Here is a 25,703-nt window from a genome sequence, read left to right on the forward strand (position 1 = left end):
CTTTAACACTGCCACACTCCGAAAGCTTTTATGCAAAAGCGGCTTGTGTTCTGTGTGTATAATGCAAAAAAACCTGGCTACAGGAGCCAGGTTGCTGCAAGAACGGAAAAGAAAAACGCAGCCGCATCCGCAAGCAGGCCAATTTTCAAAGCATCACCGGTTTTCTTGATTCCGACAGCCCCGAAGTAGACAGCCAGCACATAAAGAGTGGTGTCAGTGCTGCCCTGCATAATCGCTGCCAGCTTTGCAATGTACGAATCTGCTCCATGCTCCTGCATAATCTGATCCAGCATGGCTAGTGTCGCCGTGCCGGAAATCGGACGCATAAGGGCCAGGGGGACCACATCAGCTGGAATACCGACCAGCGAAAGCAGCGGCGCGAGCCATGAGGCCAGCTCACCGGCAGCACCGGAAGCGCGGAATATCGTCACAGCCGCCATCATAATGACAAGATGCGGAACGATGGACACCCATGTCTGCATGCCTTCTTTTGCTCCGTCTGTCAGTGTTTCGTAAATGTTTACTTTTTTAAAGATCCCTACGCCAATTACCACTGCTACAATAGCCGGCACAAGCCAAACAGCCATTATCGTCTCCTTCTAAAAGCGTAGTAACGGTCAAGCACAATGGCAAAGAAAAAAGACAAAATGGTCGCAGCCAGGGCCGGTATAATAATATCCGTTGGATCTGATGCTCCATTTTTCATTCCAATAGCGATCACAGTGGTAGGGATAAGCGTAATCGCCGCTGTATTAAGCGCTAAAAAGGTAATCATCGAGCGGCTTGCTTTGTCCTCGTCCCCGCTCAGCTTTTTCAGCTCCCGCATCGCTTTAAGACCGATCGGTGTGGCTGCATTACCGAGTCCAAAAAAATTGGCGGCCATATTCGAGGCAATATAGCCAAATACAACATGTCCATCCGGTATTTCCGGGAAAAGCCGGGCTAAAAGCGGCTGGACTGCATCCGCCAGTCCTTTTACCATACCAGCGGCTTCCGCTGTTTTCATCACGCCCGTCCAAAACAAAAGAATTCCGGCGAGTGAAATCGCCAATTCAATGGACTGCCCCATGGACGCGAACAAGGCCTCATTCACCTCGGCCATCGTTCCGTTAATGGCTGCAAAAAGAAACCCGGCCAGGATTAAAAAAGCAAAAGCAATGCTTACCATGCCATCAGCTCCTTTTTCAGCTTTGCCCATAGAGAAGGGTCTGCCCGTTCTTTTGTTTTATAAACCGTGATTGATGTTTGTTTTTCGTTCCCGATCCATAACTCTGCTTTTCCAGTTTGGCCAGACCCTATGACCAGCCGAATGTAAGCAGACTTTTTTTCGTCAGGCGTCATGGGATAGCGGACCTGTTTTTTGGCATAATACAGCTGTTTTTCTCCTGGAACAGTAAAAGGCGTTTTGCCGACAATCATGGTTGGGCTGTACGAATGGAAGCCATAATCAAAAAGAGAAGTATGGTCAATCCAGTCATCCGGTGCATTCAGTGTCACGACCGCTAAAGACATGCCATCCTTTTTGGCTGTTGTGACCAGTGTACGGCCTGCCTTTTTCGTAAAGCCTGTTTTGCCTCCCGTAATGATGCCTCCGCTCCGGACAAGCCGGTGTTTATTTTCCCAAACACGAATCGGTTTGCTTTTTGTTTTGTACAAATCAGTTGAAACAATTTTCCGGTACGTACTGTTTTTCATCGCTTCTGATGTTAAAAGAGCCATATCATAAGCGCTTGAATAGTGGGCCGGATCGTGCAGTCCATGCGGGTTCATAAAAGAAGTGTTCTTCATTCCGATCTCTTTCGCTTTTTTGTTCATTAAAGCGGCAAACTTTTCTGGTGTGCCGCCAACGTATTCACTGATTGCCATGGCAGCATCATTTCCAGAACGAAGCATTAATCCGTATACAAGTTCCTCCAGTTTCATCTTGTCCCCTTTTTCCAAGTAAAGACTAGACCCTTCTACTTGACGGGCGCGATCGCTGATGGCCACTGTTTCATCCAGCCGTCCGGATTCTACTGCAAGCAGCGCGGTCATAATTTTGGTAATGCTCGCAATCGGCCGGCGCACATGTGCCTCTTTTTGGGCTAAAACCCGCCCGCTTTCCATGTCCATCAGCACGGCATTTTGAGCAGAAAGAGATGGTTCTGCTCTTGCAGCTGTCGGCATAACAGAAAGTGCCAGGAGCAGGATGAAAGCGAACAGCCTCTTTTTTTTCATCAGTCCGCTCCTTTCTTTTTTCACTACTATATGAAAAAAGAAAGACGAGCATGACTAATCCTCAAGGGCTTCTTCGAATCGGCCGAAAAACAAGTCGGCTTCCTGCTGCATGGATCCATCGCCCTCTTCAAGCGGCGGCAGATCCTTGATGCTTTTAAGCTGAAAAGCGTCTAAAAATTCAGCAGTAGTCGCATACAAAATAGGCCGGCCCGGGGCATCTGCACGGCCAGCTTCTTCAATGAGCCCCCGCGCGCACAAGGTGGCAATGGGACGCTCTGTTTTCACTCCCCGGATTTCTTCCACTTCGATGCGTGTAACCGGCTGATTGTAAGCAATAATGGCAAGCGTTTCTAATGCTGCCTGAGACAGTGTTTTCGGTGATGGCTTTTCAGCGAGCTTTTGAATAAAAGCTGCATTTTCTTTTTTCGTCATCATCCGGTATTCGTCACCGAATGCGGTGATCACTGTTCCCCTCGCTTCATCTTGTTTCAAAGCTTCCTCCATCGATTGAAGAATGCCTTTGACCTCCTGCACCGGCAAGTCCATGACCTCGGCGATTTGCTCCGCTGTCAGACCTTCGTCTCCTGCTGCAAACAGCAGGCTTTCTATAATGCTGTTATGTTTCATCCTTTATTTCCTCCAGCCGTTACATATAAGTCAGCAAAATTTCCTTCTTGTGAAACAACAATTTCATTTTGCTTCATCAGCTCTAAAATGGCTAAAAAACTAACCACAAGCTCGTTCCGTTCATGAGAGTCAAACAAGTCATCAAAAAGAATGGGCTCTTTTGACAGCCTCAGCTTTTCTTTGAGCAGCTCCATTCTTTTTTCCACTGAAAGCTCTTCCCGGCGGACCGTCGCTCGTGGCGGCACAGCCAGCTTTTTACGGCGGGCCATTTTCTGAAAAGCGCCGAGCATATCAAAAAGGGACACATTGAGCGGCCCTTCTTCATTAGATGAAAAAAGCTGGTCTGCGGGCGGTCTTGAAAAAAGTTTTGTCCGCTCTTCCTCAAGCTCATGAAGACGGCCGGCTGCCTCTTTATACTTTTTATACTCGATTAACCGGCGGGCCAGCTCTTCTCTCGGATCTTCTTCTTCTATAAAATCTTCTTCTTCTGCCGAATGATCCGGCAGCAGTGAACGGCTTTTCATGGCAATTAATGTAGCGGCCATCACTAAATATTCACTGGCTACATCAAGTTCAAGCTGCTGCATTGTATTCACATACAATAAGTATTGATTGGTGATTTCCGATACAGGAATATCGTATATGTCTATTTCAAGCTGCTGGATCAAGTGAAGCAGCAAATCAAGCGGCCCTTCAAAAGAATCAATTTTCACTTTATATTCCATTGGTTGCTCCCCTGTACTTCTTGCATTTTTTACATTCTATTCCCTTCCGCTGGCCATCAGCGTATTCAGACGGCTGCTATTGAGAAAAGAATTAAATCATGATACGCTTACTTCGATTCAACCACTTGAACTGGGGGAAACCGAATGTATTCATATCCAGTGCCTTACCTGGCTTTTTTGGCACATTTTCATATTGACCGTGATTATTTTGAATGCCACGAGCTGCTAGAAGAATATTGGAAAAAAGTAGATGGAACACGTGATTCCGTCTGGGTTGGCTTTATCCAGTGTGCTGTTTTCCTTTATCATTACCGGCGCGGAAACAAAGCCGGCGCACTCCGCATGGCCCAAAAATCAATCTCCTGCTTGATCCGCCGCCAGGAAGCTCTGAGGGAGCTCGGTGTTGATCCTGAGCACTTTCTTCTCCTGATTGAGCAGGCGGCAGACGATGTAAAGGCCGATGTTCCTTTTGAGCCAATTGAGATTCCGATTGCGGATCCACTGCTTCAAAATGAATTGAAGCAGTTTACTGCTGCTTTTGAGCCGGAATCCAATGAACAATTTCTACTCAACAAACACAAACTGCGTGACCGTACGGACGTATTGGATGCCCGCACAGCCGCAATCGCATTGAAAAAAGCCGGTAAGGTGACGAGATAATCGTCCTTTACCGGCTTTCTTTCGTACACTTTTCAAAAAATCGGTTCGTTGCTTCGCTTGGCGCAACAGTCCGGTCCGAAAATAATTTTGTTACAGCGGCAATCATTTCCGTTCCAATTCCTTCATCGCGAAAAGACGGATTGACCGCTATGTGCAATATCTCAGCTCTTGTATCGCTGACGGCTACACCAACCACTCCTACAATGTCCTCGTCCTCTTTCCAAAGAAACAGCTGTCTGCTGTCATCTGCTTCGTAGCTTTCCATCGTTTCGGTCAGCGTCCGCAGCTCTTTTTCGCGAGGCATGTAGGAAAGCAAGCCCATTGCAATTTTTTTAAACGACTTTTTATATCGAATCAGCATTTAAAATCCCTCTTCAATTAGCAGGATTTACCTGCTTGATATCGCCACGTACTTTATCTTACTAAATCTAAAGCCCGACCGCAAGAGGCGATGTTAACCCGCAATAAAAAACCAGTAATACAGTCCCCACCCCAGTGCCAGCACAGTGAATAAAAGGAGCAAAACAACATTGTTTTTCATAATGCCTGCTCCAATTAGTTTGTCTGCGGCAGCCCAAGCGGCAAGTCTAATTTCACTAAATCATCAAATGTCTCACGACGAATGACCAGTCTCGCCTCGCCATTTTCGGCAAATACAACTGGCGGACGCGGAATACGGTTGTAGTTATTCGCCATGGAATACCCATAAGCGCCCGTACAGAACATCGCGAGCAAATCCCCGGCTTCTGCTTTTGGAAGCGGCAGATCCCAAATGAGCATATCACCGGATTCACAGCATTTTCCGGCAATCGATACCGTTTCTTCAACCGGGTCGTTTACACGGTTTGCGAGTACCGCTTCGTATTTCGCTTCATATAAAGCAGGGCGGATATTATCACTCATGCCGCCATCCACAGCTAAATATTTGCGCACATTCGGCACATCTTTCACTGAACCTGTTTTATAAATTGTCACACCTGCGTCACCCACAAGGGAACGGCCCGGTTCAATCCAAATTTCAGGCATACTCATTCCATATTTTTTTGTTTCACTTTGCACTTTGCTGATAATCTCTTCTACATAAGCGGCTGGTTTAAGCGGATCATCCTCAGCGGTATAACGGATACCAAAACCGCCGCCAAGGTTTAATACTTTCGCTTCAAATTCGAGACGATGCTGCCAATCAGCCAATTTTCCGATAATTTTCTCGGCTGCCAAAATAAAGCCGGTTGTTTCAAAAATTTGCGATCCAATATGGCAGTGAAGGCCTAATACGTGGATAAATGGCTTCTCAAGTGCCAGTTTCAATGCTTCTTCCGCTTGTCCATTATTTAAATCAAAGCCAAACTTTGAATCTTCCTGACCCGTTAAAATGTAATCATGCGTATGAGCTTCAATACCCGGCGTAATGCGAAGCAGAATATCCATCACTTGACTGCGGGCTTCACTGATTTCGCCAATAAGCTCTAATTCATGGAAGTTATCGACTACCATACAGCCAATCCCTGCTTCAAAAGCCATTTCGATTTCTTCACGGCTTTTGTTGTTTCCATGAAAATGAATTCGCTCTACCGGAAACCCGGCTCTTTTTGCTGTATATAATTCCCCGCCCGATACAACATCAAGCGAAAGTCCTTCCTGTTCGGCCAGCTGCATCATGGCTATCGAAGCAAATGCCTTGCTCGCATACGCCACCTGCGCTTTGACTCCCAATTTATCAAATGTTTCTTTAAATCCTCTTGCACGCTCACGAATAAGCGCTACGTCATATAAATAAAGCGGTGTGCCGAATTGAGCTGCCGCTTCTACTACGTCAACACCGCCAATTTCTAAATGTCCGCGGTCATTCACAGCTGCTGTCCCATATGTGTGCATATGCATAATCGCCCCGTTCTATTGTCTTTATGCCTTTTACCCGGCATGAGAATAAAAGTACTATATCATACATTCACCCCTCGCTCAATACACGAAATATTCCTATTTACCGTAAATCAGTTCGGTTGATTTCTGGAGTTCCGGTTTGCTCCGGTGCCTGCCGTCTAATGAGGATTGTCCAGAGCGATGAAGCGTCAAAGGGAATCAGCGGCCATAGATAAGGAGCTCCAAACGGTTTTAAACGAACGAGATATACAAACACAAGCATAACCGACACAACAAATCCAATTGGACCAAACAGGGCCGTTCCTGCCAGAATAAAAAGGCGTGTCAATTTATTCGCCAGCCCCAGCTCATAGCTGGGTGTAGAAAACGTGCCAATAGCTGCAAGTGCTGTATACAATATTACCTCAGGCACAAAAAGCCCCGTATCAATAGCCATTTGTCCAATTAACACGGCAGCAACAAGCCCCATAGCAGTTGAAAGCGGCTGCGGCGTATGAATGGCAGCAACTCGCAGCCACTCTATGCCAAGATCGGCAATAAAGATTTGTAAAACAAGGGGGATTTCTGTTGTTTCACGTGGACCGATAAACCAAAGCGCTTCAGGAAGCATGGCGGGATAAGCAGCGAACAGATACCAGAGCGGCAGCAGAAATAAGGACATCCATAAACCGACAAAACGAAGCAGACGGATAAATGTGCCTGCTGCCGGAAGCTGCCTGTATTCTTCCGCATGCTGCATATGCTGCAGAAAAGTAGCCGGCATGATCATAACCGCTGGTGACGTATCGGTGTAAAGGAGGACATGCCCTTCAATTAAATGGGCGGCGGCAATATCCGCTCGTTCAGTATAACGAACAAGAGGGTAGGGGTTATAGTGCTGTTTAATTAAAAATTCTTCTACTGTTTTATCTGCCATAGGGAGCCCGGCTGTTTTAATAGAAGTGACTTCTTTCTTAACCCGCTCAACCAATTCATCGGAAGCTACACCTTCCATGTAGCCGACCGCAATATCCATTTGCGAAACACTTCCCGCTCTCATTATTTCAAACCGAAGCCGGCCATCACGAATTCTTCTTCGCGTAAGAGCGGTGTTCACGATGATATTTTCCACAAAACCGTCACGGGAGCCGCGCACGACTTTTTCTGTATCAGGCTCTGCCGGCTGCCGTCCTGGATAACTTCTTACATCAATGATAAACGCCGTTCCCGGTACTGAAATACCAATCAGTCCCGACATGATCGCAGCCGGCAGCTTTGATGGATCCGTGACTTCTTCGACTGCCTGATGGACAAGATGCTCTTTAACAAGGGCAGCAGTCGTTTTCCCCTCCTTTTTTTCAAGCGCAATCAATGATTCCATAATTTCGATAATAAACCGTGTTTCACAAAGCCCGTTAACGAAATAAATATGGAGCGGCTCCCCTGCTACTGTCAGCCTTCTTATGCCGGTATCAAAACTTTTACCAAGCCCTGCTTCTTTTTCTAAGTAAACATCCATTTCTTCTGGCGAAATCATCGTGCTGCCTCCTTTTACATCGGTGAAAGTAAAATCCATTGAATAAGCGAGCCTGTTATCTTGCCAAGCGCCACAGCCATCATCAGCATGTTCACCTCGGCAAAAACCCCTACTCTCCTGGCTAGTATAGGAAACACATTCAGTACTTCAGTCAGGGCAGCCGCACCCATGCCGATAAACAAGCCGCTGAATAAACCGATAAAGGCAGTTGTAACAGATGGCCAGTGAAAATGCGTATTAAAAATATGCAGAAGTGTTCCTGTAAGTACACCAAGCACCAGTGAAAGCTCGTACAAGTGAATATACGGCTGTGTTTTCGTAGCTGACATCAGCCTCGGGATCACACCAAGGACTGAAATAAACGCCACATACCCGGCACCTGTAGCCAATCCGCCTGCTAGACCTAAAAACAAAACAAAAAGCGTCGCCATGCTACGGCTTTTCCTTTTCATTGGCTGCCAGATAGGCATTGATGTCTTCCTCATACTTAAACATTTCTAAATCAAGCGGGCCCGGCTCTTCATTGAGTCTTTTTTGCCACAGCCGATTAAAAAATAAAATCATCCCGAGCCCCAGCCCTATAGAATAAGGAATTTGAAGCATAAGCGGGTTTTCATTTTTAATGCCTGTTATTTTTTCATATAAAATTGCATGCACTTTCTGCATAGATACGTCCTCATGAAAATTCATAATGGTCAGTGCAGCACCTGTAAACAGCACAAGCCAGACAAATGCTATTTTCCAAAGCGGGGCTCGTGCACGTACAGGCTGCAGACTGACAATCGTTTCTGTATCGCCTGTGATCACCGTTTGCGCATCAGGAAAAACCGTTTTTAATGCTTTCACAACATCTAAAATCGTTACAATGACTACATTGCCTGATGATGGCTTTGCCGTTTTCACAATCAGTTTTTCTAAAATGGGCTTTGCTTCCTGGTCGACTTCGGCTTCAGCCACATCAAAAAAAGAAATGCGCCGTTCGTCGAGGCGAACATGGCGCTTTAAGGTGATGTACACGATTTGACCCATAGCAAGCACCTCCGCTTTTTACGAAGTTTCCCCGTGCCGACTAGGTTTTATTCATATCTGACCGCAGGCTTTTAATAATCTGTTTTTCAAGTCTTGATACTTGAACCTGGGAAATCCCGAGTCTGTTTGCAGTTTCCGACTGCGTGCAGTCTTTGAAAAAACGAAGAAATACGATAAGCTGTTCCCGCTCAGGCAGCTTTTCTATGGCTTCTTTTACAACCAATGAATCAAACCACTTGGCCTCTGGTGCTGCAAGCTGGTCAAGCAGCGTAATAGGTTCTCCTTCATTTTCATAAACGGTTTCATGAATAGAAGCCGGCCGCCGGGAAGATTCTTGGGCCATCATCGCTTCCTCCATCGATATACCAAGCTTTCCGGCCAGTTCCTGTACAGTCGGAGGGCGTCCGCTTTCTACAATAAACGCTTCACGTTCACGCCTCATTTTCCCGGCTGTTTCCTTTAAGCGCCTGCTCACCTTTACTTCCCCGTCATCACGCAAAAACCGCTGAATCTCACCGATAATCATCGGAACCGCGTATGTTGAAAACTTAACGTTATAGGAAAGATCAAACTTGTCAATACATTTAATTAAACCAATACAGCCGATTTGAAATAAATCTTCTGACTCGTGACCACGATTTAAAAATCGATGCACCACCGACCAGACGAGCCGGGTATTCCACTCAACCAGCTTATTGCGCGCTTCCACGTCGCCCTCCTGGCTTTGCCGAATCAGCTCCTTGACTTCACCATCGGTTAACTGTACAGCCTGCTTCATAAGAAATCCGCTCTTTCCTTAAACACAGTTAACACGCTTTCCCGCCAGCCGCTTTCTAAAGCGAACGACTGTACCCGAAGATGTGCTCGATTCCACTTCCAGGAGGTCGGTGAAATGCTCCATAATGGTAAAGCCCATACCGGCTCTTTCCATTTCAGGCTTTGTTGTAAAAAGAGGTTCCTTCGCTTCTTCAATATTTCCGATTCCGCGTCCTTCATCGCGGATAATCACGTCGATTTCTCCGTCCTCAATGGTGGCGCTTATATAAACAATTCCCGCTGGATTACTGTCATATCCATGGATAATAGCGTTTGTAACCGCTTCTGAAACAGCTGTTTTTAATTCTGCTAAATCGTCTACAGTCGGATTGAGTTTTGCTGCAAAAGAAGCAACGGCTACCCGCGAAAATGCTTCGTTTTCTCCCAGTGCGTTAAATGAGATCGTCATTGTGTTTTGCATGAAGATTCCTCCAATCTCCCCAGCGCTTCTTCTTCAGTTTGATCGACATACATAATCTTAAACAGCCCCGAAAGCTGAAACAGGCGTTTCACCTGTGTATTCAATCCACAAACGGTCACACTGCCGCCCATTTCATTTACCTGGCGATAGCGCCCTAAAATCACTCCAAGACCTGAGCTGTCCATGAAAGGCAGACCCGACAAGTTCCAAATCAAGTGCTGCGTTTGATGGCTGTCAATTTGCTGCTCTGTAAATTCCTTAACCTGCTCGGAATAGTAGTGGTCGAGCTCTCCCGTTAATCGAATAATGAGAACTTTTCCTTTCGCTTCTGCTTTCATGGTTACCATCGTCATTCCTCCTTTACATGCTGATATGTTCAATTCTTTTTCAAGGAGTCATTTTCCTCCCCCTTACCAAAACTAGAAAAAAGCTCTTAATTTTCGACAAAAAAAGAGACTGACATTTGTCAGTCCCTGATCACTTTATGAATAAGCGTCGGCCGTTCCACTTTTTCATTCGAAAAACGATATGCCTGCTTTACTTTTTCAATGGAGTCTTTTGGTGTGGCGTTATCCGCGTGGAGCGTAACGAGTACCTCTCCTTTTTGAACGAAGTCACCAATTTTTTTCTTTAATGTAATACCGACAGCATGATTGATTTGATCGTCTTTTGTTGCACGTCCCGCCCCTAAATACATAGCGGCTATCCCAATGGATTCTGCGTCAATTTCAGCTACGAAGCCTTCTTGCTCTGATTCAACCTCAATGTGAAAAGCGGCCTGCGGAAGCTTGGCAGGATCATCAATCATGCCTACATCGCCGCCTTGAGCGATCACAAACTGGCGGAATACTTCGAATGCTTTGCCATTTTCCAGATTCGCCTCAAGTGCATCACGTGCTTCTTTGTAATCGCTGAACGCACCGGCCAGCACTGTCATATGAGAAGCAATTTCAAGCGAGAGGGTCCTGAGGTCTTCTACGTTCTCCCCTTGCAAAATGGCCGCCGCTTCCTTGATTTCATTGGCATTGCCGACTTCAAATCCGAGCGGCTGATTCATATCACTAATAATCGCAACCGTTCTGCGGCCAAGGTTATTGCCGATGGCGACCATTTCTTTTGCTAAAGCCTCGGAGTCCTCCAGCGTTTTCATAAACGCACCAGACCCTGTTTTTACATCTAATACAATACTGTCTGCACCAGACGCAAGCTTTTTACTCATGATGGAGCCGGCAATCAGCGGAATGGCTTCGACTGTTGCTGTTACATCACGCAGAGCGTATAGCTTTTTGTCGGCTGGAGCGAGATTTCCGGTCTGGCCGGCAACAGCAAGCTTATGTTTATTCACATTATCAATAAACTGCTCTTTGGACATTTCAATTTGAAGGCCCGCTATCGCTTCGAGCTTATCAAGCGTGCCCCCGGTATGGCCAAGGCCGCGGCCGGACATTTTTGCTACCGGTACACCTGCTGAAGCAACAAGCGGCCCGACAATAAATGTGACTTTATCTCCGACTCCGCCTGTTGAGTGCTTATCAACTTTATGGCCTTTAATGCCAGACAAATCAATCGTTTCACCTGAATCAACCATCGCTTTTGTTAAAACAGCCGTTTCCTGCGGGGTCATTCCTTGAAAATAAATCGCCATCATAAAAGCAGATGCCTGATAATCCGGAATTTCGCCTTTTGTATAACCTTGAACAAAAAATTGAATTTCCTCGTCTGTCAGTGTCTGTCCGTTACGCTTTTTATGAATTACGTCCACCATTCTCATTCATCCATCACACCTTTACAAAGATTGAACAATCTCCTTCACGTAAGCAAGAAATTCCGCGCGTACTTTTTCTGTTGTTTCAATTACTTCGTCATGTGCCAGAGGCTGGTCTAAAATACCAGCTGCCATGTTGGAAATACAGGAAATACCGAGTACATTCATGCCGCTGTGACGGGCTGCAATCACTTCCGGCACTGTAGACATGCCGACCGCATCCGCGCCGAGAACACGTGCCATACGCACTTCGGCCGGTGTTTCATAAACTGGACCCGTATTGCCTGCATAAACGCCCTCTCGAACGTTCAAGCCAATCTGCTCCGCTGCTTTTTTTGCCAGTTCTCTTAGTTCCCGGCTGTAAGCAACGGACATATCCGGAAAACGAACGCCAAGACGTGAATCATTTTTGCCGATCAGCGGGTTTCCGCCCATTAAATTTAAATGATCTGATATGAGCATTAAGTCGCCCGGCTCAAACGATTCATTTACGCCGCCCGCTGCATTCGTCACGATAATTGTTTCGATGCCAAGTGCTTTCATCACGCGTACGGGAAATGTCACTTCTTGAAATGAATAACCTTCATAATAATGGAAGCGTCCTTTCATTGCTGCAACCGTTTTTCCGGATAAAGTTCCAATGACAAGTTCTCCGGCGTGGCCTTCTACTGTTGAAACCGGGAAGTGTGGAATGGTTTCATATGGAATCGAAACAGCGTTCTCCACTTCGTCCGCCAATACGCCGAGACCAGATCCTAAAATCAATCCGATTTCTGGTGTGACATTTAGTTTTTCTTTTAAAAATCCGGCAGCTTCTTCAATATGTTGAATGTTCATGTTAATTCCCCCATAAAACTATTTCCGTGCTCTGGCATTTTGACATTAAAGTTGCCCGCAACCGATGCGCCAACATCCGCAAATGTTTTGCGAAGAGGCAGCTCGCGGCCTTCGGCAAACGCTTTTGAATAAACGAGCAGCGGTACAAATTCGCGTGTATGATCGGTTCCATGATGAACAGGGTCATTGCCATGGTCCGCCGTTAAAATAAGCAGATCCTGTTCAGTCAGTTTTTCTAAAAGCTCTGGCAGCCGCGCATCAAATTCCTCGAGCGCCTTGCCATAACCCTCTGGGTCCCGGCGGTGTCCAAAAAGAGCGTCAAAGTCAACCAGGTTCAAAAAAGACAAGCCGGTAAAGTCTTTTTCCGCCGTTTGAATAAACTTATCCATTCCATCCATGTTTGATACAGTTCGAATGGCTTCGGTAACGCCTTCCCCGTCATAAATATCAGAAATTTTCCCTACTGCAATTACATCTAATCCGGCATCCTTCAATTCATTCATGACCGTGCGGCCAAATGGCTTCAGTGCATAGTCATGCCGGTTAGCCGTTCGTTTAAACTGCCCTGGTTCGCCGACAAACGGGCGGGCAATCACGCGGCCGACCATATAATCACCGGTTTTGGTCATTTCACGCGCCGTTTCACAGATACGATACAGCTCATCAAGTGGCACGATGTCCTCGTGAGCAGCAATTTGCAAAACGGAATCTGCTGATGTATACACGATCAGGGCCCCGGTTTTCATATGCTCTTCTCCAAGCTCATCTAAAATTTCGGTACCGCTGGCCGGCTTGTTTCCGATAATTTTGCGCCCTGATTTTTCTTCCAATTCTTCAATCAGTGAAGCAGGAAACCCATCCGGAAACACCTGGAAAGGCGTATCGATACGCAGCCCCATGATTTCCCAGTGTCCTGTCATAGTGTCTTTTCCGTTTGATGCTTCCTGCATTTTCGTCCAAAAAGCCGCCGGATGGTCCGCTTTTGGGATACCTTGAATTTCTTTAATATTCGACAAGCCAAGCGCTGCCATATTCGGCATATTGAGCCCGTTCATTTTTTCGGCAATATGCCCAAGCGTATCAGCGCCCTCGTCTCCAAAAGCAGAAGCATCCGGTGCTTCCCCAATACCTACTGAGTCGAGAACGATTAAGTGAATCCGTTTAAATGAATGATTCATCTGGCCGCTTCTCCCTTCTAATCACATTCTTCTTTATTTTTACCCAGACTGCCGGATAAATCATGCTTTGCCTGGTAATTGTCAGAAGTCTGACTTCTCGTTTCTAGTATAATCCATTTCATTATAAAAAACAAAAAGCGCCTGACCTTCTTCAGGCGCGGGGATGAAACTGGCTGTATACATCTTTTAGTCTTGTTTTCGTTACATGTGTGTAGATCTGCGTGGTCGAGATATCGGCATGGCCGAGCATTTCCTGGACAGCCCGCAGATCCGCTCCGTTTTCAAGCAGGTGGGTCGCAAACGAGTGACGAATCGTATGAGGCGTAAGCTCTTTTTCAATGGTGGCTTTTTTCGCCATCGCTTTAATCACCTTCCAAAACCCCTGCCGCGTCAGCCGCTGTCCATAATGATTCAAAAACAAAGCTTCATCGCGCCGCTTCGGTGATACAAGCTTGGGGCGGCCCTCCTGCAAGTATCGTTCAATGGCGCCTAGTGCATGACTGCCGGCCGGGATAATTCTTTCCTTGCCGCCTTTTCCTGTACAGCGCACAAATCCCATTGTTAAATGAACGTCTTCTTTGTTTAAAGCCGTTAATTCACTGACCCGCAGTCCCGATGCATACATCAGTTCAATCATTGCTTTATCCCGCATGCCAAGAGGCGTCGTAGTATCCGGTGCTGCGAGCAGTGCTTCCGTTTCATCCATATTTAACACTTTTGGAAGCGTACGGCCCGACTTTGGTGTTTCAATATGATGTGTCGGATCATGCGTACTAATCCGGTCTTGAATTAAAAAGTGATGAAAAGAGCGGATCGTGGAAATATGGCGTGCAATCGTCTTCGATGACTTTCCCTGATCCCTCAGCTGCTCTAAAAAATGCAAAATATGCAGCCGGGTGATATCCGGTATTTTCACTTGCTCTACTTTTTCTATGTATTCTGTATAATAGCGAAGATCACGCCGGTATGCTGAAATGGTATTATCAGAAAGTCCTTTTTCTACAAGTGAAAAATGCAGGAAATCATTTACATAGTCATTCATCTGCCTGCCTCCTTCATGATAAAAAAACCTTTCGACTTGGATCGAAAGGTTTTATTCTACATGCTGCTTTTCTAAATCTTCCTGCTCATCTTCCTGCTGCTTTGAATGGCATCTGCTGCAAATACCGTGGAAAGTTAAGCGGTGGTCTTTAATTTTAAAATTCCATCTGCTTTCCACAATGGCTTCCACATCATCAAGCAAATCTTCTTGAATTTCATCCACTGCTCCACACTCGATGCAAACAAGATGGTGGTGAAAGTGCGCAGCGCCTTCCTGACGAAGATCATAGCGGGAGACACCATCTCCAAAATTTATTTTATCAACAACTTTAAGTTCGTTTAGTAATTCAAGCGTTCTGTAGACTGTGGCCAACCCAATTTCAGGAGCTTTTTCTTTAACGAGGAGGTACACGTCTTCAGCACTTAAGTGGTCCTCTTCATGCTCAAGAAGAACACGCACAGTAGCTTCACGCTGCGGTGTTAATTTGTAGCTTGCCGCATGCAGCTGTTTTTTTATTCGGTCAATCCGGCTTTCCATATTTGTTCCCTCCCTCGCCGATGTATTCCCTATTATAACAAAAGGCATCAATGAATCAAAAGAATTTATTTACGAGAATATTCATAAATTGGCTTGAAATAAACGCCTCTGTTAAAGACGCAAGCAAAATAGCCGCCGCTCCTGCTGCAGCGTACCCTATATAAGAAAAAACACTTTTGGTAACCGGAAGAGGCATTGTCTGCCGGGTTGTAATTTTTTGCACGAGACGGATCGAGCAGGATGCCGACATCACAGCGGTAAAAAGAAAAACGGGAATGAGAATCAGATTTTGCGGCAAAATGGCCAGAAGCGATAGAAAGAGCCCGTCCCATTTCATTTGCTGGATAAGAAAGCCAACAGAAAACCCTGTTACAGCTCCTTTAATAAAAAGAAGAATAAAAATAAGCGGCAGTCCGATAATCGAAATGCCGGCGACCCACATCGCCCCTGTAAACTTTATGTTATGAATTAAGCTCTCCACAAAAAGATCAGTCGGGTTGGCAACAGTTCCAGACGAAGACTGGCCGAAAAACTCTTTTACATACGTGTACAGCTCCGATTTCTGCACCGGTTCCATGCTGTTGACTGTAATGGCTCCGAATGCTGTTCCCGTCATAAACAATACGGCTGAAAACAAATATAGTGCGGCTCTTTTTTGAATGTGTTCGATGATGGCAGTCCACATAAATGGAGGCCCCCCTCTCTTTTCGCACTATATGAGAGGGGGGCCTTTATTATGCCAGGCCGTTTAAGCGGATATATTGCAGTGCCCAAAGTGTTTTGGCATCAAAAATACGTTCGTTTTTCGCCAGTTCCTCTGCTTCTTCCAGCGTGACTTCGAGCAGGTCTACAAACTCATCTTCATCTGCTACAAGTCCACCCTCAACCTTTTGAAGCTGCTCCGCTAAAAAAACATGTACAAGTTCATCGGCAAATCCCGGCGATGTGTAAAACGATTGAACAGGCCGGATACTGCCTGGACGATAGCCTGTTTCTTCTTCCAGCTCCCGCGCGGCACAAAGAGACGGCTCTTCTCCTGGCTCCAGCTTTCCTGCCGGCACTTCAACGAGCGGGCGCTCCAGTGCTTTCCGGTATTGTTCTACCAAAATGATTTTCTTTTCATCTGTAATCGCAATCACACAAACCGCACCCGGATGTTTAATTAATTCTCGTTTTGAGTGCTTTCCATCCGGCAGTACAACCTCATCCACTCGTACCTGTATCACTTTTCCGCTGAAAATCGATTCGCTTTTCGTTGTTTTCTCTTCAAATTTGTGCATAAAGGTTCCTCTTTTCTATTTTTTTCTTCCATATGTTACACTGTACAAAAAAGGAAGGTGATGCAAATTGAATAAACGTGAAATTGGGAAATCTGGTATTTACGCCAGCGAGCTGGGTCTTGGATGCATGTCCATCGGCACCGAAGAAAAGCAGGCAGAAACGCTTTTAAAAACAGCTCTAGATGAAGGCATCACCTATTTTGATACAGCTGATTTATACGACTTTGGTGTCAATGAACAGCTGGTCGGCAAAACATTGCACGCAGTTCGTGACCAGGTCGTGATCGCGACAAAAGCAGGCAACCGCTGGACCGAGTCGAAAGACAACTGGACGTGGGATGCCTCAAAGGCATACATAAAAGAAGCAGCCAAACAAAGTTTAAAACGGCTCAGTATTGACTATATTGATTTGTACCAGCTGCACGGCGGCACCCTTGAAGATCCTATTGATGAGACAATCGAAGCGTTTGAGGAATTAAAAGCAGAAGGGCTGATCCGCGCTTATGGTATTTCCTCCATTCGACCGACTGTGATCAATGAATATGTAAAAAGATCGAATCTTTCAAGTGTCATGATGCAGTACAGCATACTGGACCGCCGTCCTGAAGTACAGGCGCTTCCTATTTTAGCAGAGAATGGCGTCACTGTCGCCGCACGCGGTCCGGTGGCCTTCGGACTTTTAACCAGCCACTGGCGTGAAAAGCTTTCAAAGGCGGCAAAAAAAGGGGTTAACTGGTACAGTGAGCCGGAACTCGAATCGGTGCTGTCAACACTTGAGAAAAACGTGCCGGAAGGACGCACATTAAACGGGCTTGCTTTCCGCTATGTGCTCGGTCATCCAGCTGCTGCTACTGTTGTGGCCGGGGCAAGCTCCGTTGAGCAGCTGAAAGAAAATGCCCGTGCCGTACGGGAAGCAGCGCTGACGGAGGAAGAATACAAATGGATACAAGATATCTCAAAAACAGCCGACTACGACGCGCATCGGCTGTAAAAAAAGGTCTGGCCGCCAGTGTTTCTGCGGTGCTGGCTATAGCAGGAACCGGCCTTTATTTGTCCCAGCGGATTTTGTATATCGCCAAAAAAGCGGAAGAAGCGGTTGCAGAACGGGAAACGAAAGCCGGGCGATTCGACCTTGAGCTATACAGGCAGCTTCCAAAAGAGGAAGTGTGGGTCCGTTCTATAGACGGTACCCGTTTAAAAAGTGTTTTTATTACGCCCAATCCCGGCCGTCCATATGTGATCTTCTGCCATGGAGTCACAGAGCATAAAATCAACTCCGTAAAATATATGAATGTATTTTTAAAACGCGGCTTTAACGCAATTCTTTTTGACCACCGCCGGCATGGAGAGTCTGAGGGGTCTTTTACAAGCTATGGTCATTTTGAAAAGCATGATTTAAAAGCCGTCATCGATGAATTGATCCGCCGGGAAGGTGAGGGTATCCGCTTTGGCATCCATGGGGAATCAATGGGTGCCGTTACGCTTTTACTTTATGCCGGCACGGTAGAAGACAAAGCTTCTTTTTATATAGCCGATTGTCCGTTTTCAGATTTTCGGCAGCAGGTGCGCCATCAAATGAAAAGGGAGCTCGGTTTTTCTCCTCCCTTTTTTATGACGATTGCTGAATGGGCCGTTTGGCTGCGTGGGCGTTATAAAATGACGGAGCTGTCTCCGCTTGAAGCGATTCAATCCATCGAGAAGCCGGTTCTTTTTATTCACAGCAAAGAAGATGACTTTATCCTTCCTGATATGACAGAAGCGCTGTTTGAAGCAAAAAGGGGGCCGAAACAGCTCTTTATGGCCGAAACAGGCGGACACGCTCAATCTTATAATGAAAATCCAGAAGAATATGAAGAAGCCATTGATCGCTTTCTGGCAGAGTTTGATTTATATCCATCATAAAAAGGAGCCGGTTTGGCTCCTTCGAGACTGTCGACAAAGTCGTCAGTCTTTTTTATAAAAGTTTTCACCGCCGAAAATGGGCAGGAGACTTTTCAAGAAACATTGCTTCTTAAAAAGAGCCGATAGGGAAAGCCGGCCGGACTACGCTTTCCACGGGCAGTGCGGGAGCCTCCTCGGCGCACGCGCCTGTGGGGTCTCCCGACTCACTGTGCATCCCGCAGGAGTCTTCGTCCGGCCGGCTTCCCCATTTGTTTCGAAAAATCAGTAAAGAGGGCATCTCTATATGCGCTTTTACCGCTTTGCTGATGGGTCATGTGTATCTGTTAAGCTGTATGTTGTTCAACCACACAAGCGGCTCTCATCCCAGCCGCCTGCACGACTTACATAAAAAAGAAACGAAAGAAATCCTTTGGTAATCGCTTTTATCTGTCTACAATCTGAAAGGAGCCGAATCGGCTCCTTTTTATTTTTTGAAAAAAGCGTTTTTCCCCAGTTTTTCAACTGCGTTTGGAAACAAGGAATGAATGCGGCTGCCTGCGGCCATCCAGCGCGGAACATTCACTTCCCGCACCGGCCGTCCGATGATGGCAATCGTTTTTTCGGCTACTTTTTTTGGGTCCAGCATAAAACGGCCGGCATTTTTTACGTACGTGCCTTCCGGGTCGGCCTGATCAAAAAACGGCGTCGCAATCGGGCCGGGATTAATGGCCGTCACCAGCACCCCGGCCCGGCTCATTTCCATTCTCAGGCTGTTCGTGTAACCGAGTACTGCATGTTTTGTTGCTGCATAAACGGCTGACTTTGGCGTAGCCATCTTGCCGGCTTGTGACGCAATATTGATAATATGACCGCTCCGGCGCGCCATCATGTGCGGAATAACCAGTTCACAGCACGTAATCAGCCCGCTCACATTTACATCAAGCATCTGCTTGGTTTCCTCCGCCTTCGCTTCATGTGCCCAGGTAAAAAAACCGACTCCCGCGTTGTTAATCAGTACATCAACCGTGCCTATTTGTTTAAATACCTCTTCCATTCTCTGCCTGTCCGCCACATCCGCTTCAAACACGCGGACAGAGACGCCCTGTCCGTTCAGCTCCTTCTGCAGCTTCTTTAACCGGTCCAGCCGTCTTGCAAGAAGCACAAGACGGTATCCTTTTGCTCTGGCAGCCCTCGCAAGTTCTGCACCAAGTCCGGATGAAGCACCTGTGATCACCACAACTTTTTTTTGATTACGCTCCATAGTAATAAATCGCTCCGTCCTCTGCCCGATCTGCACGAATACTTCCCTGCTGGAGCAAATAATCGACTTGTCCGGCTGTTTCGGACAGCGTTAAGCCGGTTTGTTTTTCATATACTTCCGGAAACAGCTGGATACACAGCTCAAACATAGTCATAGGCCGGCTTTGAAGCATGGATAAAACAAGCATAGCCCGTTCGTGCTGCCGTTCAAAGCGGCGCTGAAGCAACGGCTTGATCGATGAAAGATCATTTCCATGCCCTGTCATCACATGGCTGATATCCAGATCCATTATTTTTTTCAATGAATGATGATACTGAAGCAGTGACTTGCTTCGTTCCCCTCCCACCTCCATTGGCGGTTCAATCAAAGGATTGGACGAAACAGTTTTTAGTATATGGTCTCCGGCCAGAAGGAGGCCGTCCTTTTCCCGGTAAAAAACAATATGGCTCTGTGCATGGCCCGGCGTTTCAAACACACGAAAATCCGGCAGGCCCGGTACAGTATCTCCCTCTTTTAAAAAACCGCTGAGCCGGCTCCTCTGGGATCCAAAAGGCAATGTTTTTTCCATATTCGCTGCCATTTCGTATTTGTCTGCCGGAATACCAAACTCTTTGAAAAGAGCAAGGAAAAACACTTTGCGCCATTGCATAAAGGGCTCATTATAGGAAAGCCAGTTTTTGGCGTACTCATGACCATATATATGGACGTTAAATTGATCTAAAAGCCCGATATGGTCAGGGTGATGGTGGGTTAAAACCACTTGTTCAATGTCCGAAACCTCGTAGCCGGCGTTTTTCAATCCCGCTTTTAAGGCGGCGTCTGCTTCTTCCGTACGAATACCCGCATCGATCAGGGTCAGCCTGTCTCCTTTTACAACATATGTATTGACATCACCGATTGGAAAAGGGGTTGGCACGGTTATTTTTACAATATCCTTATACATTTCAATCGCCATTTTTTCACCTCATTCTTGCTTATGTACTCATTGTTCTATTTCATGCAGCGTTTCAGAAAGGAATTGTCACTCCCTTTATCCTCTCCTCTTGACAGATGGGTGATTATTCCGCATAATCACTTGAAAAGTCAAAATGTTTAGGCAATGGGAGGAATGAAATTGAAAACTGTTTTTATCGGCGCGGGCTCTATGGCAGAAGCCCTCATCGCTGGAGCTCTGCAAAGCGGTGCATTAACGGCTGACCATACATATGTAACCAATAAAGCCAACGATGCCAGGCTGCGGCAGCTCGCGGATGAATTCGGGGTTCAAACCGGCTATGAAGCCGGCGCCGCTGTGCGGGATGCTGACCTGGTTGTGCTGGCTATGAAGCCGAAAGATGCAGAAGCCGGCCTGTTAAGCATTCAGCCTTTTATTCAGGAGAATTCGGTTATCGTCAGTTTACTTGCTGGTGTCAGCCTTGACTTTATTGAGGAAACGATCGGCAAGCCGTGCGCCATTATCCGCTCGATGCCTAATACGTCCGCTGCAGTCAGAAAATCCGCTACGGCGATTGCCCTGAACCGCTTTGTTACAGAAGAACAGCATGCTGCTGCCATTCATTTATTTTCGGCTATCGGTACCGCGATTACGGTCGATGAATCGAAAATGGATGCTGTAACGGCTGTTTCTGGAAGCGGCCCTGCTTACTTCTATTATGTAGCAGAAGCGATCCAGCAGGCTGGCGAAGATCTTGGCCTGGACCATGATACAACGAAGGAGCTGCTCATGCAGACACTGCTCGGCGCTGCCAGCATGTTCTCCAAACATGACGGCCAGGCCGCTGCCCTCCGAAAAGCCATTACAAGTCCTGGCGGCACAACCGAAGCGGCTGTGCGCACATTTGATGAATTTCGGGTAAAACAGGCGATTGAAGCAGGCGTTAAAGAAGCGGCTGTCCAGTCAAAGCGCCTTGGCAATGCTTATATCCGCTAATCAATCGCAACTTCCAGGAAATCATGTGCAATCACAACAGATGGGAACCGTTCAGCCGCTTCCTTTACAAGCTGCTGTTCTTCTTCTTTCGTATAGCGGGAGCTGATATGGGTCAGGCATAGTTTTTTCGCTCCAGCCCGTTCCGCTGTTTCGGCCGCCTGTTTCGTGGTTGAATGAAAATAATCACGGGCCATCTTTTCACTTTTCGCATCAAACGTCGCTTCATGAACAAGTACGTTTGCATTGCGGGCCAGCCGGACGGCACTTTCACACTGTCTTGTATCACCCAGGACAGTGATGATTTTTCCCGGCTGCGGGCCGCTTGTGTATGGAGCTGGGTCAATAACCCGCCCATCCGGGAGGGTAACCGTCTGTCCTTCTTTTATTTTTTTATAAACAGGGCCCGGTGGAATCCCCTCCTCGCGCAGCTTCTCAACAAGCAGTTCGCCCGGCTTTTCCTTTTCAGCAAATCGGTAGCCGTATGAATCAATTCCGTGATCAAGCTTTTCGGCTGTTACAAGCATGTGGCTGTCTTCAAAAACAGGCCCTTCTTGAATTTCTTCGATTAATAGAGGGTACTGTAAATGAGTATTGCTGACTAAAAGAGCTGTTTCAATAAAAGCTCTTATGCCGGACGGCCCATACACGGTTAACGGTTCCGTCCCGCCTTGAAATGAACGGCTGCCAAGCAATCCAGGCAGTCCAAAAAGGTGATCGCCGTGCAAATGCGTAATGAAAATTTTCTCTATGCGGCGCGGCTTTAAGCTCGTATGTAAAATTTGATGCTGTGTGGCTTCACCGCAGTCAATCAGCCAGACTGCACCGCGCTCATTCAGCATTTTCAGGGCGATGGACGTAACATTACGTCGTTTTCCAGGAACGCCAGCCCCGGTACCAAGAAATAAAAGTTCGATCAGAAACACTCCTTTGTTTATCTTCTTTTGACATATATGTATCATAAACAAAAATACTTGTCACTTTCACTGTTTTGTGAAAAAATGCAATAGTATAAAAATGAAAACTCAAAAGCGGGGTTACTATCGTGAAACAATTCGAAACACCATCAGCGCTGACAATCCTGTTCGGCGCAACAGGAGACTTGGCTAAAAGAAAATTATATCCGTCCCTTTATCGTCTTTACCGGAAAGGACATTTAGCTTCGGGCTTTGCCGTGATCGGAACAGCACGCCGCCCATGGGACAATGAAGTGTTCCGCGAACACGTAAAAGAATCCGTCATGAAATCCACTCCTCTTCATGACCAAATAGATGAATTTATTTCACACTTTTATTATCTGCCGCACGATGTATCGGATTCCGAGTCGTATGCTGAATTGCGGATACTCGCCGACGAGCTTGACCAAACTTATGCTCTTGGCGGCAATCGTCTTTTTTACCTGGCGATGGCACCAGAATTTTTTGGAACAATCGCCGATCATTTAAAAGCAGACGGTTTAACGGATACAGAAGGCTTTGGACGTCTTGTGATTGAAAAGCCATTTGGCCATGATCTTCCTTCTGCTCAAGAGCTGAATGCCCAAATTCGTCAATCATTTGATGAAAAAGACATTTACCGAATTGATCATTATCTTGGCAAGGAAATGGTGCAGAACATCGAAACGATCCGTTTTGCCAACGCGCTGTTTGAACCGCTTTGGAATAACCGATATATTTCAAATATTCAAATTACATCCAGCGAAACGCTCGGTGTGGAAGAGCGCGGCGGTTATTATGAAACAAGCGGCGCATTAAAAGACATGGTTCAAAACCATATGCTGCAAATGGTAGCCCTTCTTGCTATGGAACCGCCAATCAGCCTTCAGGATGAAGAAATCCGGCTGGAAAAAGTTCGGGCTTTCCGTTCTATGCGTCCGTTAACGCCTGAAACGGTCAATGATTATTTTGTCCGCGGCCAGTACGGTCCAAATGAAGGTGAACTTCTTCTTGGTTACCGCCAGGAGAGCAATGTGGATCCCCAGTCCAATACAGAAACATATGTAGCTGGAAAAATCATGTTTGATAATTTCCGCTGGGCGGGTGTGCCATTTTATATCCGCACAGGAAAACGGATGCCGATGAAATCGACAAAAATTGTGGTTCAGTTCAAAGATATCCCAATGAACCTGTATTATCGTCCGGATGATCAGGAATTGGAGCCAAACCTGCTCGTTATTCATATTCAGCCGGAAGAGGGTATTACGCTTCACTTGAATGCAAAGCGTGCCGGCCATCAGCTGGAAACAACACCGGTTAAGCTTAGCTACGCAAACAACGGCGTTGATATTATGAATACACCTGAAGCATATGAAAAGCTCATTCATGATGCCATGCGCGGTGATTCAACGAACTTCACGCATTGGGACGAAGTATCTCTTTCCTGGAGCTTTGTGGATGTCATTTCAAAAGCATGGCGTGAGGAAAAAGCTTCGTTTCCAAATTACGCGGCTAACACGAAAGGACCACAGGCAGCCGATGCACTCCTTGAGAAAGACGGCTTCTTCTGGTGGCCGCTGAACATGCTTGATGTAGATGTATGTAACTAATCTTGCTTATGAAGACGCCTTTTAAAAGGCGTCTTTTTTCATGCCCATATCGATGTCGGTCTTTACGGTCAAACAGCGCCCGCCATTGCGTTCATTTTCTTATACTATACTATAAAGGTACCGTAAAACTATTATATTTCTTTATTTTTTATGAATGAGCTCATGTATGAAGGTGCTTATCCCTTTTGTGAGAGAGACCTTTTGCATGCGATGAGTAAAAAATAAAGACGCGGCAAGGCTGCATTATTCATAACAGCGTGGCTCCTTTCCCGCTCTCATTCAACTATTTTAGGAAAGCAAAATGAGTTTCCCTCACTTTTCACCAGCAAAAATTCATCACAAAAAAGCCTCCTTTAAAAAATCGTTGAAGAGCTCTTATACAAGCAAAAAGCAGCTGCCCGTTTCGGCAGCTGCTTTTTTTATTCTGCTGTAATTTCCACAATAGCGACCGCCATTTCGGCAAGCTTGACTAGTTCTTTTACCGGCATTTTTTCATTCACTGTATGAATATCTTCGTATCCGACAGCCAGGTTGACAGTTGGAATGCCAAAACCGGCAATGACATTGGCGTCGCTTCCGCCGCCGCTTGTTAAAAGCTCGGATGGCCGGCCGATTTTTGCGGCAGCTTTTTGTGCTACTTGTACAACATGATCGTCAGCACCAAATTTAAAGCCTGGATACATGACTTCAATTTCTACTTCTGCACGTCCGCCCATTTCGGCTGCCACTTCTTCAAAAGCGGCTTTCATTTTACCCGCCTGCTCCTCCATTTTATCCGGTACAAGCGAACGGGCTTCCGCCAAAATTTTAACATAATCACAAACAATATTGGTTGCCTGTCCGCCTTCAAAGCGGCCAATATTCGCAGTCGTTTCCTCGTCAATCCGGCCAAGAGGCATGCGCGCAATCGCTTTAGCAGCCATTGTGATCGCTGAGACACCTTTTTCAGGTGCTACACCGGCGTGCGCTGTTTTCCCGTATACATGCGCCGTAATTTTGGCCTGCGTCGGTGCGGCTATAATAATGTTGCCGACATCCCCGTCACTATCAAGAGCAAACCCGTATTTAGCTTTGATAAAAGATGGATCAAGCACTTTCGCTCCTACAAGCCCGGACTCTTCCCCGACGGTAATGATAAATTGAATGTCTCCGTGCTCGATATTACGCTCTTTGAGCTGACGGATCATTTCAAACATGGCCGCAAGCCCGGCTTTATCATCCGCTCCTAAAATGGTTGTGCCATCTGTTTTGACGATGCCGTTCTCTACCACAGGCTTTACCCCGTTGGCCGGAACCACTGTATCCATATGAGAGGTAAAATAAATCGGGTCAACGCCCGGTTTATTTCCCGTCAGGGTACAAATTAAATTGCCGGCTCCATGTCCTGTTTTTGCCGCTGCCTCGTCTTCATGAACATCCAAGCCAAGGTCTTCAAATTTCTTTTTAAGCAGCTGGGCAATCACCTGTTCATGCTTTGTTTCCGAATCTGTTTGTACAAGTTCTAAAAATTCATTTACTAAACGTTCTTCATTCATCGCGCAGCACCTCCACATTTTCT

General features: G+C 46.4%; 29 protein-coding genes. 5 read left to right on the plus strand and 24 right to left on the minus strand.

The window, feature by feature from the left end:
• Positions 1 to 77: 77 nt before the first annotated feature.
• The 5 genes from M3221_RS07895 to M3221_RS07915 are packed head-to-tail and all read right to left on the minus strand — an operon-like array spanning position 78 to position 3,569.
• Positions 78 to 587 (minus strand): spore maturation protein, encoded by a 510-nt coding sequence (locus M3221_RS07895; RefSeq protein WP_242233576.1) that lies wholly within the window; start codon positions 585 to 587, stop codon positions 78 to 80.
• Positions 587 to 1,168: a nucleoside recognition domain-containing protein gene (locus M3221_RS07900; RefSeq protein ID WP_251270950.1), complete on the minus strand. Its 582-nt coding sequence runs from the start codon at positions 1,166 to 1,168 to the stop codon at positions 587 to 589. The genes M3221_RS07895 and M3221_RS07900 overlap by 1 nt, the downstream gene beginning before the upstream one ends.
• Positions 1,162 to 2,217: a D-alanyl-D-alanine carboxypeptidase family protein gene (locus M3221_RS07905; protein WP_251270951.1), complete on the minus strand. Its 1,056-nt coding sequence runs from the start codon at positions 2,215 to 2,217 to the stop codon at positions 1,162 to 1,164. Before M3221_RS07905 ends, M3221_RS07900 begins: the two co-directional genes overlap by 7 nt.
• A 54-nt stretch (positions 2,218 to 2,271) precedes the next feature.
• On the minus strand, positions 2,272 to 2,844 hold the full coding sequence (gene scpB / locus M3221_RS07910; protein ID WP_251270952.1) for an SMC-Scp complex subunit ScpB: 573 nt from the start codon (positions 2,842 to 2,844) through the stop codon (positions 2,272 to 2,274).
• Positions 2,841 to 3,569, minus strand: coding sequence for a segregation/condensation protein A (locus M3221_RS07915; RefSeq protein ID WP_251270953.1), 729 nt, complete (start codon positions 3,567 to 3,569; stop codon positions 2,841 to 2,843). The genes scpB and M3221_RS07915 overlap by 4 nt, the downstream gene beginning before the upstream one ends.
• 144 nt (positions 3,570 to 3,713) lie before the next feature.
• Between M3221_RS07915 and M3221_RS07920 the strand changes: the two genes are divergently transcribed.
• The gene (locus tag M3221_RS07920) at positions 3,714 to 4,229 is read left to right on the plus strand and encodes a DUF309 domain-containing protein (protein ID WP_251270954.1); all 516 of its coding nucleotides are present in this window, start codon (positions 3,714 to 3,716) and stop codon (positions 4,227 to 4,229) included.
• A gap of 7 nt (positions 4,230 to 4,236) precedes the next feature.
• Here M3221_RS07920 and M3221_RS07925 read toward each other — a convergent pair whose 3' ends face one another.
• The 15 genes from M3221_RS07925 to M3221_RS08000 form a co-directional block, all read right to left on the minus strand.
• Positions 4,237 to 4,590 (minus strand): GNAT family N-acetyltransferase, encoded by a 354-nt coding sequence (locus M3221_RS07925; RefSeq protein WP_251270955.1) that lies wholly within the window; start codon positions 4,588 to 4,590, stop codon positions 4,237 to 4,239.
• Positions 4,591 to 4,784: 194 nt separating this feature from the next.
• Positions 4,785 to 6,104: a diaminopimelate decarboxylase gene (gene lysA, locus M3221_RS07930; protein WP_251270956.1), complete on the minus strand. Its 1,320-nt coding sequence runs from the start codon at positions 6,102 to 6,104 to the stop codon at positions 4,785 to 4,787.
• A gap of 106 nt (positions 6,105 to 6,210) precedes the next feature.
• The gene (locus tag M3221_RS07935; RefSeq protein WP_251270957.1) at positions 6,211 to 7,626 is read right to left on the minus strand and encodes a spore germination protein; all 1,416 of its coding nucleotides are present in this window, start codon (positions 7,624 to 7,626) and stop codon (positions 6,211 to 6,213) included.
• A gap of 14 nt (positions 7,627 to 7,640) precedes the next feature.
• The gene (locus M3221_RS07940; protein ID WP_251270958.1) at positions 7,641 to 8,057 is read right to left on the minus strand and encodes a stage V sporulation protein AB; all 417 of its coding nucleotides are present in this window, start codon (positions 8,055 to 8,057) and stop codon (positions 7,641 to 7,643) included.
• A gap of 1 nt (position 8,058) precedes the next feature.
• On the minus strand, positions 8,059 to 8,655 hold the full coding sequence (locus M3221_RS26265; protein WP_285879585.1) for a stage V sporulation protein AA: 597 nt from the start codon (positions 8,653 to 8,655) through the stop codon (positions 8,059 to 8,061).
• Between the two features lie 40 nt (positions 8,656 to 8,695).
• Positions 8,696 to 9,433, minus strand: coding sequence for an RNA polymerase sporulation sigma factor SigF (sigF, locus tag M3221_RS07955; protein WP_251270959.1), 738 nt, complete (start codon positions 9,431 to 9,433; stop codon positions 8,696 to 8,698).
• Positions 9,434 to 9,451: 18 nt separating this feature from the next.
• Positions 9,452 to 9,892 carry an anti-sigma F factor gene (gene spoIIAB / locus M3221_RS07960; RefSeq protein WP_251270960.1) on the minus strand — a complete coding sequence of 147 codons (441 nt, stop codon included), beginning with the start codon at positions 9,890 to 9,892 and terminating at the stop codon, positions 9,452 to 9,454.
• Entirely contained in the window at positions 9,877 to 10,239 is a 363-nt protein-coding gene (gene spoIIAA, locus M3221_RS07965; RefSeq protein ID WP_242233565.1) for an anti-sigma F factor antagonist, read from the minus strand. The genes spoIIAB and spoIIAA overlap by 16 nt, the downstream gene beginning before the upstream one ends.
• Before the next feature lie 119 nt (positions 10,240 to 10,358).
• The gene (locus M3221_RS07970) at positions 10,359 to 11,663 is read right to left on the minus strand and encodes a pyrimidine-nucleoside phosphorylase (protein WP_251270961.1); all 1,305 of its coding nucleotides are present in this window, start codon (positions 11,661 to 11,663) and stop codon (positions 10,359 to 10,361) included.
• A gap of 15 nt (positions 11,664 to 11,678) precedes the next feature.
• Positions 11,679 to 12,494, minus strand: coding sequence for a purine-nucleoside phosphorylase (locus tag M3221_RS07975; RefSeq protein ID WP_251270962.1), 816 nt, complete (start codon positions 12,492 to 12,494; stop codon positions 11,679 to 11,681).
• The gene (gene deoB / locus M3221_RS07980; protein WP_251270963.1) at positions 12,491 to 13,672 is read right to left on the minus strand and encodes a phosphopentomutase; all 1,182 of its coding nucleotides are present in this window, start codon (positions 13,670 to 13,672) and stop codon (positions 12,491 to 12,493) included. Before deoB ends, M3221_RS07975 begins: the two co-directional genes overlap by 4 nt.
• Positions 13,673 to 13,823: 151 nt before the next feature.
• A complete protein-coding gene (gene xerD, locus M3221_RS07985) occupies positions 13,824 to 14,714 on the minus strand; it encodes a site-specific tyrosine recombinase XerD (RefSeq protein WP_251270964.1) in 891 nt (296 codons plus the stop codon).
• A gap of 51 nt (positions 14,715 to 14,765) precedes the next feature.
• Positions 14,766 to 15,251, minus strand: coding sequence for a ferric iron uptake transcriptional regulator (gene fur, locus M3221_RS07990; protein WP_242233560.1), 486 nt, complete (start codon positions 15,249 to 15,251; stop codon positions 14,766 to 14,768).
• 55 nt (positions 15,252 to 15,306) lie between these two features.
• On the minus strand, positions 15,307 to 15,936 hold the full coding sequence (gene spoIIM, locus M3221_RS07995) for a stage II sporulation protein M (protein ID WP_251270965.1): 630 nt from the start codon (positions 15,934 to 15,936) through the stop codon (positions 15,307 to 15,309).
• 49 nt (positions 15,937 to 15,985) lie between these two features.
• A complete protein-coding gene (locus tag M3221_RS08000; protein WP_251270966.1) occupies positions 15,986 to 16,531 on the minus strand; it encodes an NUDIX hydrolase in 546 nt (181 codons plus the stop codon).
• A gap of 67 nt (positions 16,532 to 16,598) precedes the next feature.
• Here M3221_RS08000 and M3221_RS08005 point away from each other — a divergent pair, with 67 nt between their 5' ends.
• Both M3221_RS08005 and M3221_RS08010 read left to right on the plus strand, forming a co-directional pair.
• Positions 16,599 to 17,522, plus strand: coding sequence for an aldo/keto reductase (locus M3221_RS08005; RefSeq protein ID WP_251270967.1), 924 nt, complete (start codon positions 16,599 to 16,601; stop codon positions 17,520 to 17,522).
• Entirely contained in the window at positions 17,471 to 18,433 is a 963-nt protein-coding gene (locus M3221_RS08010) for an alpha/beta hydrolase (protein ID WP_251270968.1), read from the plus strand. Before M3221_RS08005 ends, M3221_RS08010 begins: the two co-directional genes overlap by 52 nt.
• Positions 18,434 to 18,896: 463 nt before the next feature.
• On the opposite strand, the gene M3221_RS08015 is transcribed toward M3221_RS08010, so the two are convergent.
• Complete coding sequence (locus M3221_RS08015; protein WP_251270969.1) at positions 18,897 to 19,673, minus strand: SDR family NAD(P)-dependent oxidoreductase; 777 nt, start codon at positions 19,671 to 19,673, stop codon at positions 18,897 to 18,899.
• Complete coding sequence (locus tag M3221_RS08020) at positions 19,663 to 20,628, minus strand: MBL fold metallo-hydrolase (protein WP_251270970.1); 966 nt, start codon at positions 20,626 to 20,628, stop codon at positions 19,663 to 19,665. Before M3221_RS08020 ends, M3221_RS08015 begins: the two co-directional genes overlap by 11 nt.
• 153 nt (positions 20,629 to 20,781) lie before the next feature.
• Here M3221_RS08020 and proC point away from each other — a divergent pair, with 153 nt between their 5' ends.
• Positions 20,782 to 21,603, plus strand: coding sequence for a pyrroline-5-carboxylate reductase (proC, locus tag M3221_RS08025; protein ID WP_251270971.1), 822 nt, complete (start codon positions 20,782 to 20,784; stop codon positions 21,601 to 21,603).
• Here the strand turns inward: proC and rnz are convergent.
• The gene (gene rnz, locus M3221_RS08030; RefSeq protein ID WP_251271124.1) at positions 21,600 to 22,517 is read right to left on the minus strand and encodes a ribonuclease Z; all 918 of its coding nucleotides are present in this window, start codon (positions 22,515 to 22,517) and stop codon (positions 21,600 to 21,602) included. The two genes, proC and rnz, sit on opposite strands and share 4 nt — an antisense overlap.
• 128 nt (positions 22,518 to 22,645) lie before the next feature.
• On the opposite strand from rnz, the gene zwf reads away from it, so the two are divergent.
• Positions 22,646 to 24,145, plus strand: coding sequence for a glucose-6-phosphate dehydrogenase (zwf, locus tag M3221_RS08035; RefSeq protein ID WP_251270972.1), 1,500 nt, complete (start codon positions 22,646 to 22,648; stop codon positions 24,143 to 24,145).
• Between the two features lie 419 nt (positions 24,146 to 24,564).
• On the opposite strand, the gene M3221_RS08040 is transcribed toward zwf, so the two are convergent.
• Positions 24,565 to 25,680, minus strand: coding sequence for a M20/M25/M40 family metallo-hydrolase (locus M3221_RS08040; RefSeq protein ID WP_251270973.1), 1,116 nt, complete (start codon positions 25,678 to 25,680; stop codon positions 24,565 to 24,567).
• Positions 25,681 to 25,703: the final 23 nt, after the last annotated feature.

Origin of the sequence: Domibacillus indicus (assembly GCF_023715895.1) — a bacterium.
Classification (GTDB): Bacteria; Bacillota; Bacilli; order Bacillales; family Domibacillaceae; genus Domibacillus; species Domibacillus indicus_A.

Bases quoted from the DNA above. Each gene is read 5' to 3' on its own strand.
- fur (WP_242233560.1), bottom strand. From the start codon at position 15,251: ATGGAAAGCCGGATTGACCGAATAAAAAAACAGCTGCATGCGGCAAGC.
- M3221_RS08020 (WP_251270970.1), bottom strand. From the start codon at position 20,628: ATGGCGATTGAAATGTATAAGGATATTGTAAAAATAACCGTGCCAACC.
- xerD (WP_251270964.1), bottom strand. From the start codon at position 14,714: ATGAATGACTATGTAAATGATTTCCTGCATTTTTCACTTGTAGAAAAA.
- M3221_RS07905 (WP_251270951.1), bottom strand. From the start codon at position 2,217: ATGAAAAAAAAGAGGCTGTTCGCTTTCATCCTGCTCCTGGCACTTTCT.
- spoIIAA (WP_242233565.1), bottom strand. From the start codon at position 10,239: ATGGTAACCATGAAAGCAGAAGCGAAAGGAAAAGTTCTCATTATTCGA.
- M3221_RS08010 (WP_251270968.1), top strand. From the start codon at position 17,471: ATGGATACAAGATATCTCAAAAACAGCCGACTACGACGCGCATCGGCT.
- M3221_RS07915 (WP_251270953.1), bottom strand. From the start codon at position 3,569: ATGGAATATAAAGTGAAAATTGATTCTTTTGAAGGGCCGCTTGATTTG.
- M3221_RS26265 (WP_285879585.1), bottom strand. From the start codon at position 8,655: ATGGGTCAAATCGTGTACATCACCTTAAAGCGCCATGTTCGCCTCGAC.
- M3221_RS07935 (WP_251270957.1), bottom strand. From the start codon at position 7,626: ATGATTTCGCCAGAAGAAATGGATGTTTACTTAGAAAAAGAAGCAGGG.
- deoB (WP_251270963.1), bottom strand. From the start codon at position 13,672: ATGAATCATTCATTTAAACGGATTCACTTAATCGTTCTCGACTCAGTA.
- M3221_RS08040 (WP_251270973.1), bottom strand. From the start codon at position 25,680: ATGAATGAAGAACGTTTAGTAAATGAATTTTTAGAACTTGTACAAACA.
- spoIIM (WP_251270965.1), bottom strand. From the start codon at position 15,936: ATGTGGACTGCCATCATCGAACACATTCAAAAAAGAGCCGCACTATAT.
- lysA (WP_251270956.1), bottom strand. From the start codon at position 6,104: ATGCACACATATGGGACAGCAGCTGTGAATGACCGCGGACATTTAGAA.
- M3221_RS07970 (WP_251270961.1), bottom strand. From the start codon at position 11,663: ATGAGAATGGTGGACGTAATTCATAAAAAGCGTAACGGACAGACACTG.
- M3221_RS07975 (WP_251270962.1), bottom strand. From the start codon at position 12,494: ATGAACATTCAACATATTGAAGAAGCTGCCGGATTTTTAAAAGAAAAA.
- spoIIAB (WP_251270960.1), bottom strand. From the start codon at position 9,892: ATGCAAAACACAATGACGATCTCATTTAACGCACTGGGAGAAAACGAA.
- M3221_RS07925 (WP_251270955.1), bottom strand. From the start codon at position 4,590: ATGCTGATTCGATATAAAAAGTCGTTTAAAAAAATTGCAATGGGCTTG.
- proC (WP_251270971.1), top strand. From the start codon at position 20,782: ATGAAATTGAAAACTGTTTTTATCGGCGCGGGCTCTATGGCAGAAGCC.
- M3221_RS08000 (WP_251270966.1), bottom strand. From the start codon at position 16,531: ATGCACAAATTTGAAGAGAAAACAACGAAAAGCGAATCGATTTTCAGC.
- M3221_RS07900 (WP_251270950.1), bottom strand. From the start codon at position 1,168: ATGGTAAGCATTGCTTTTGCTTTTTTAATCCTGGCCGGGTTTCTTTTT.
- M3221_RS07895 (WP_242233576.1), bottom strand. From the start codon at position 587: ATGGCTGTTTGGCTTGTGCCGGCTATTGTAGCAGTGGTAATTGGCGTA.
- sigF (WP_251270959.1), bottom strand. From the start codon at position 9,433: ATGAAGCAGGCTGTACAGTTAACCGATGGTGAAGTCAAGGAGCTGATT.
- M3221_RS08015 (WP_251270969.1), bottom strand. From the start codon at position 19,673: ATGGAGCGTAATCAAAAAAAAGTTGTGGTGATCACAGGTGCTTCATCC.
- scpB (WP_251270952.1), bottom strand. From the start codon at position 2,844: ATGAAACATAACAGCATTATAGAAAGCCTGCTGTTTGCAGCAGGAGAC.
- M3221_RS07920 (WP_251270954.1), top strand. From the start codon at position 3,714: ATGTATTCATATCCAGTGCCTTACCTGGCTTTTTTGGCACATTTTCAT.
- M3221_RS07940 (WP_251270958.1), bottom strand. From the start codon at position 8,057: ATGGCGACGCTTTTTGTTTTGTTTTTAGGTCTAGCAGGCGGATTGGCT.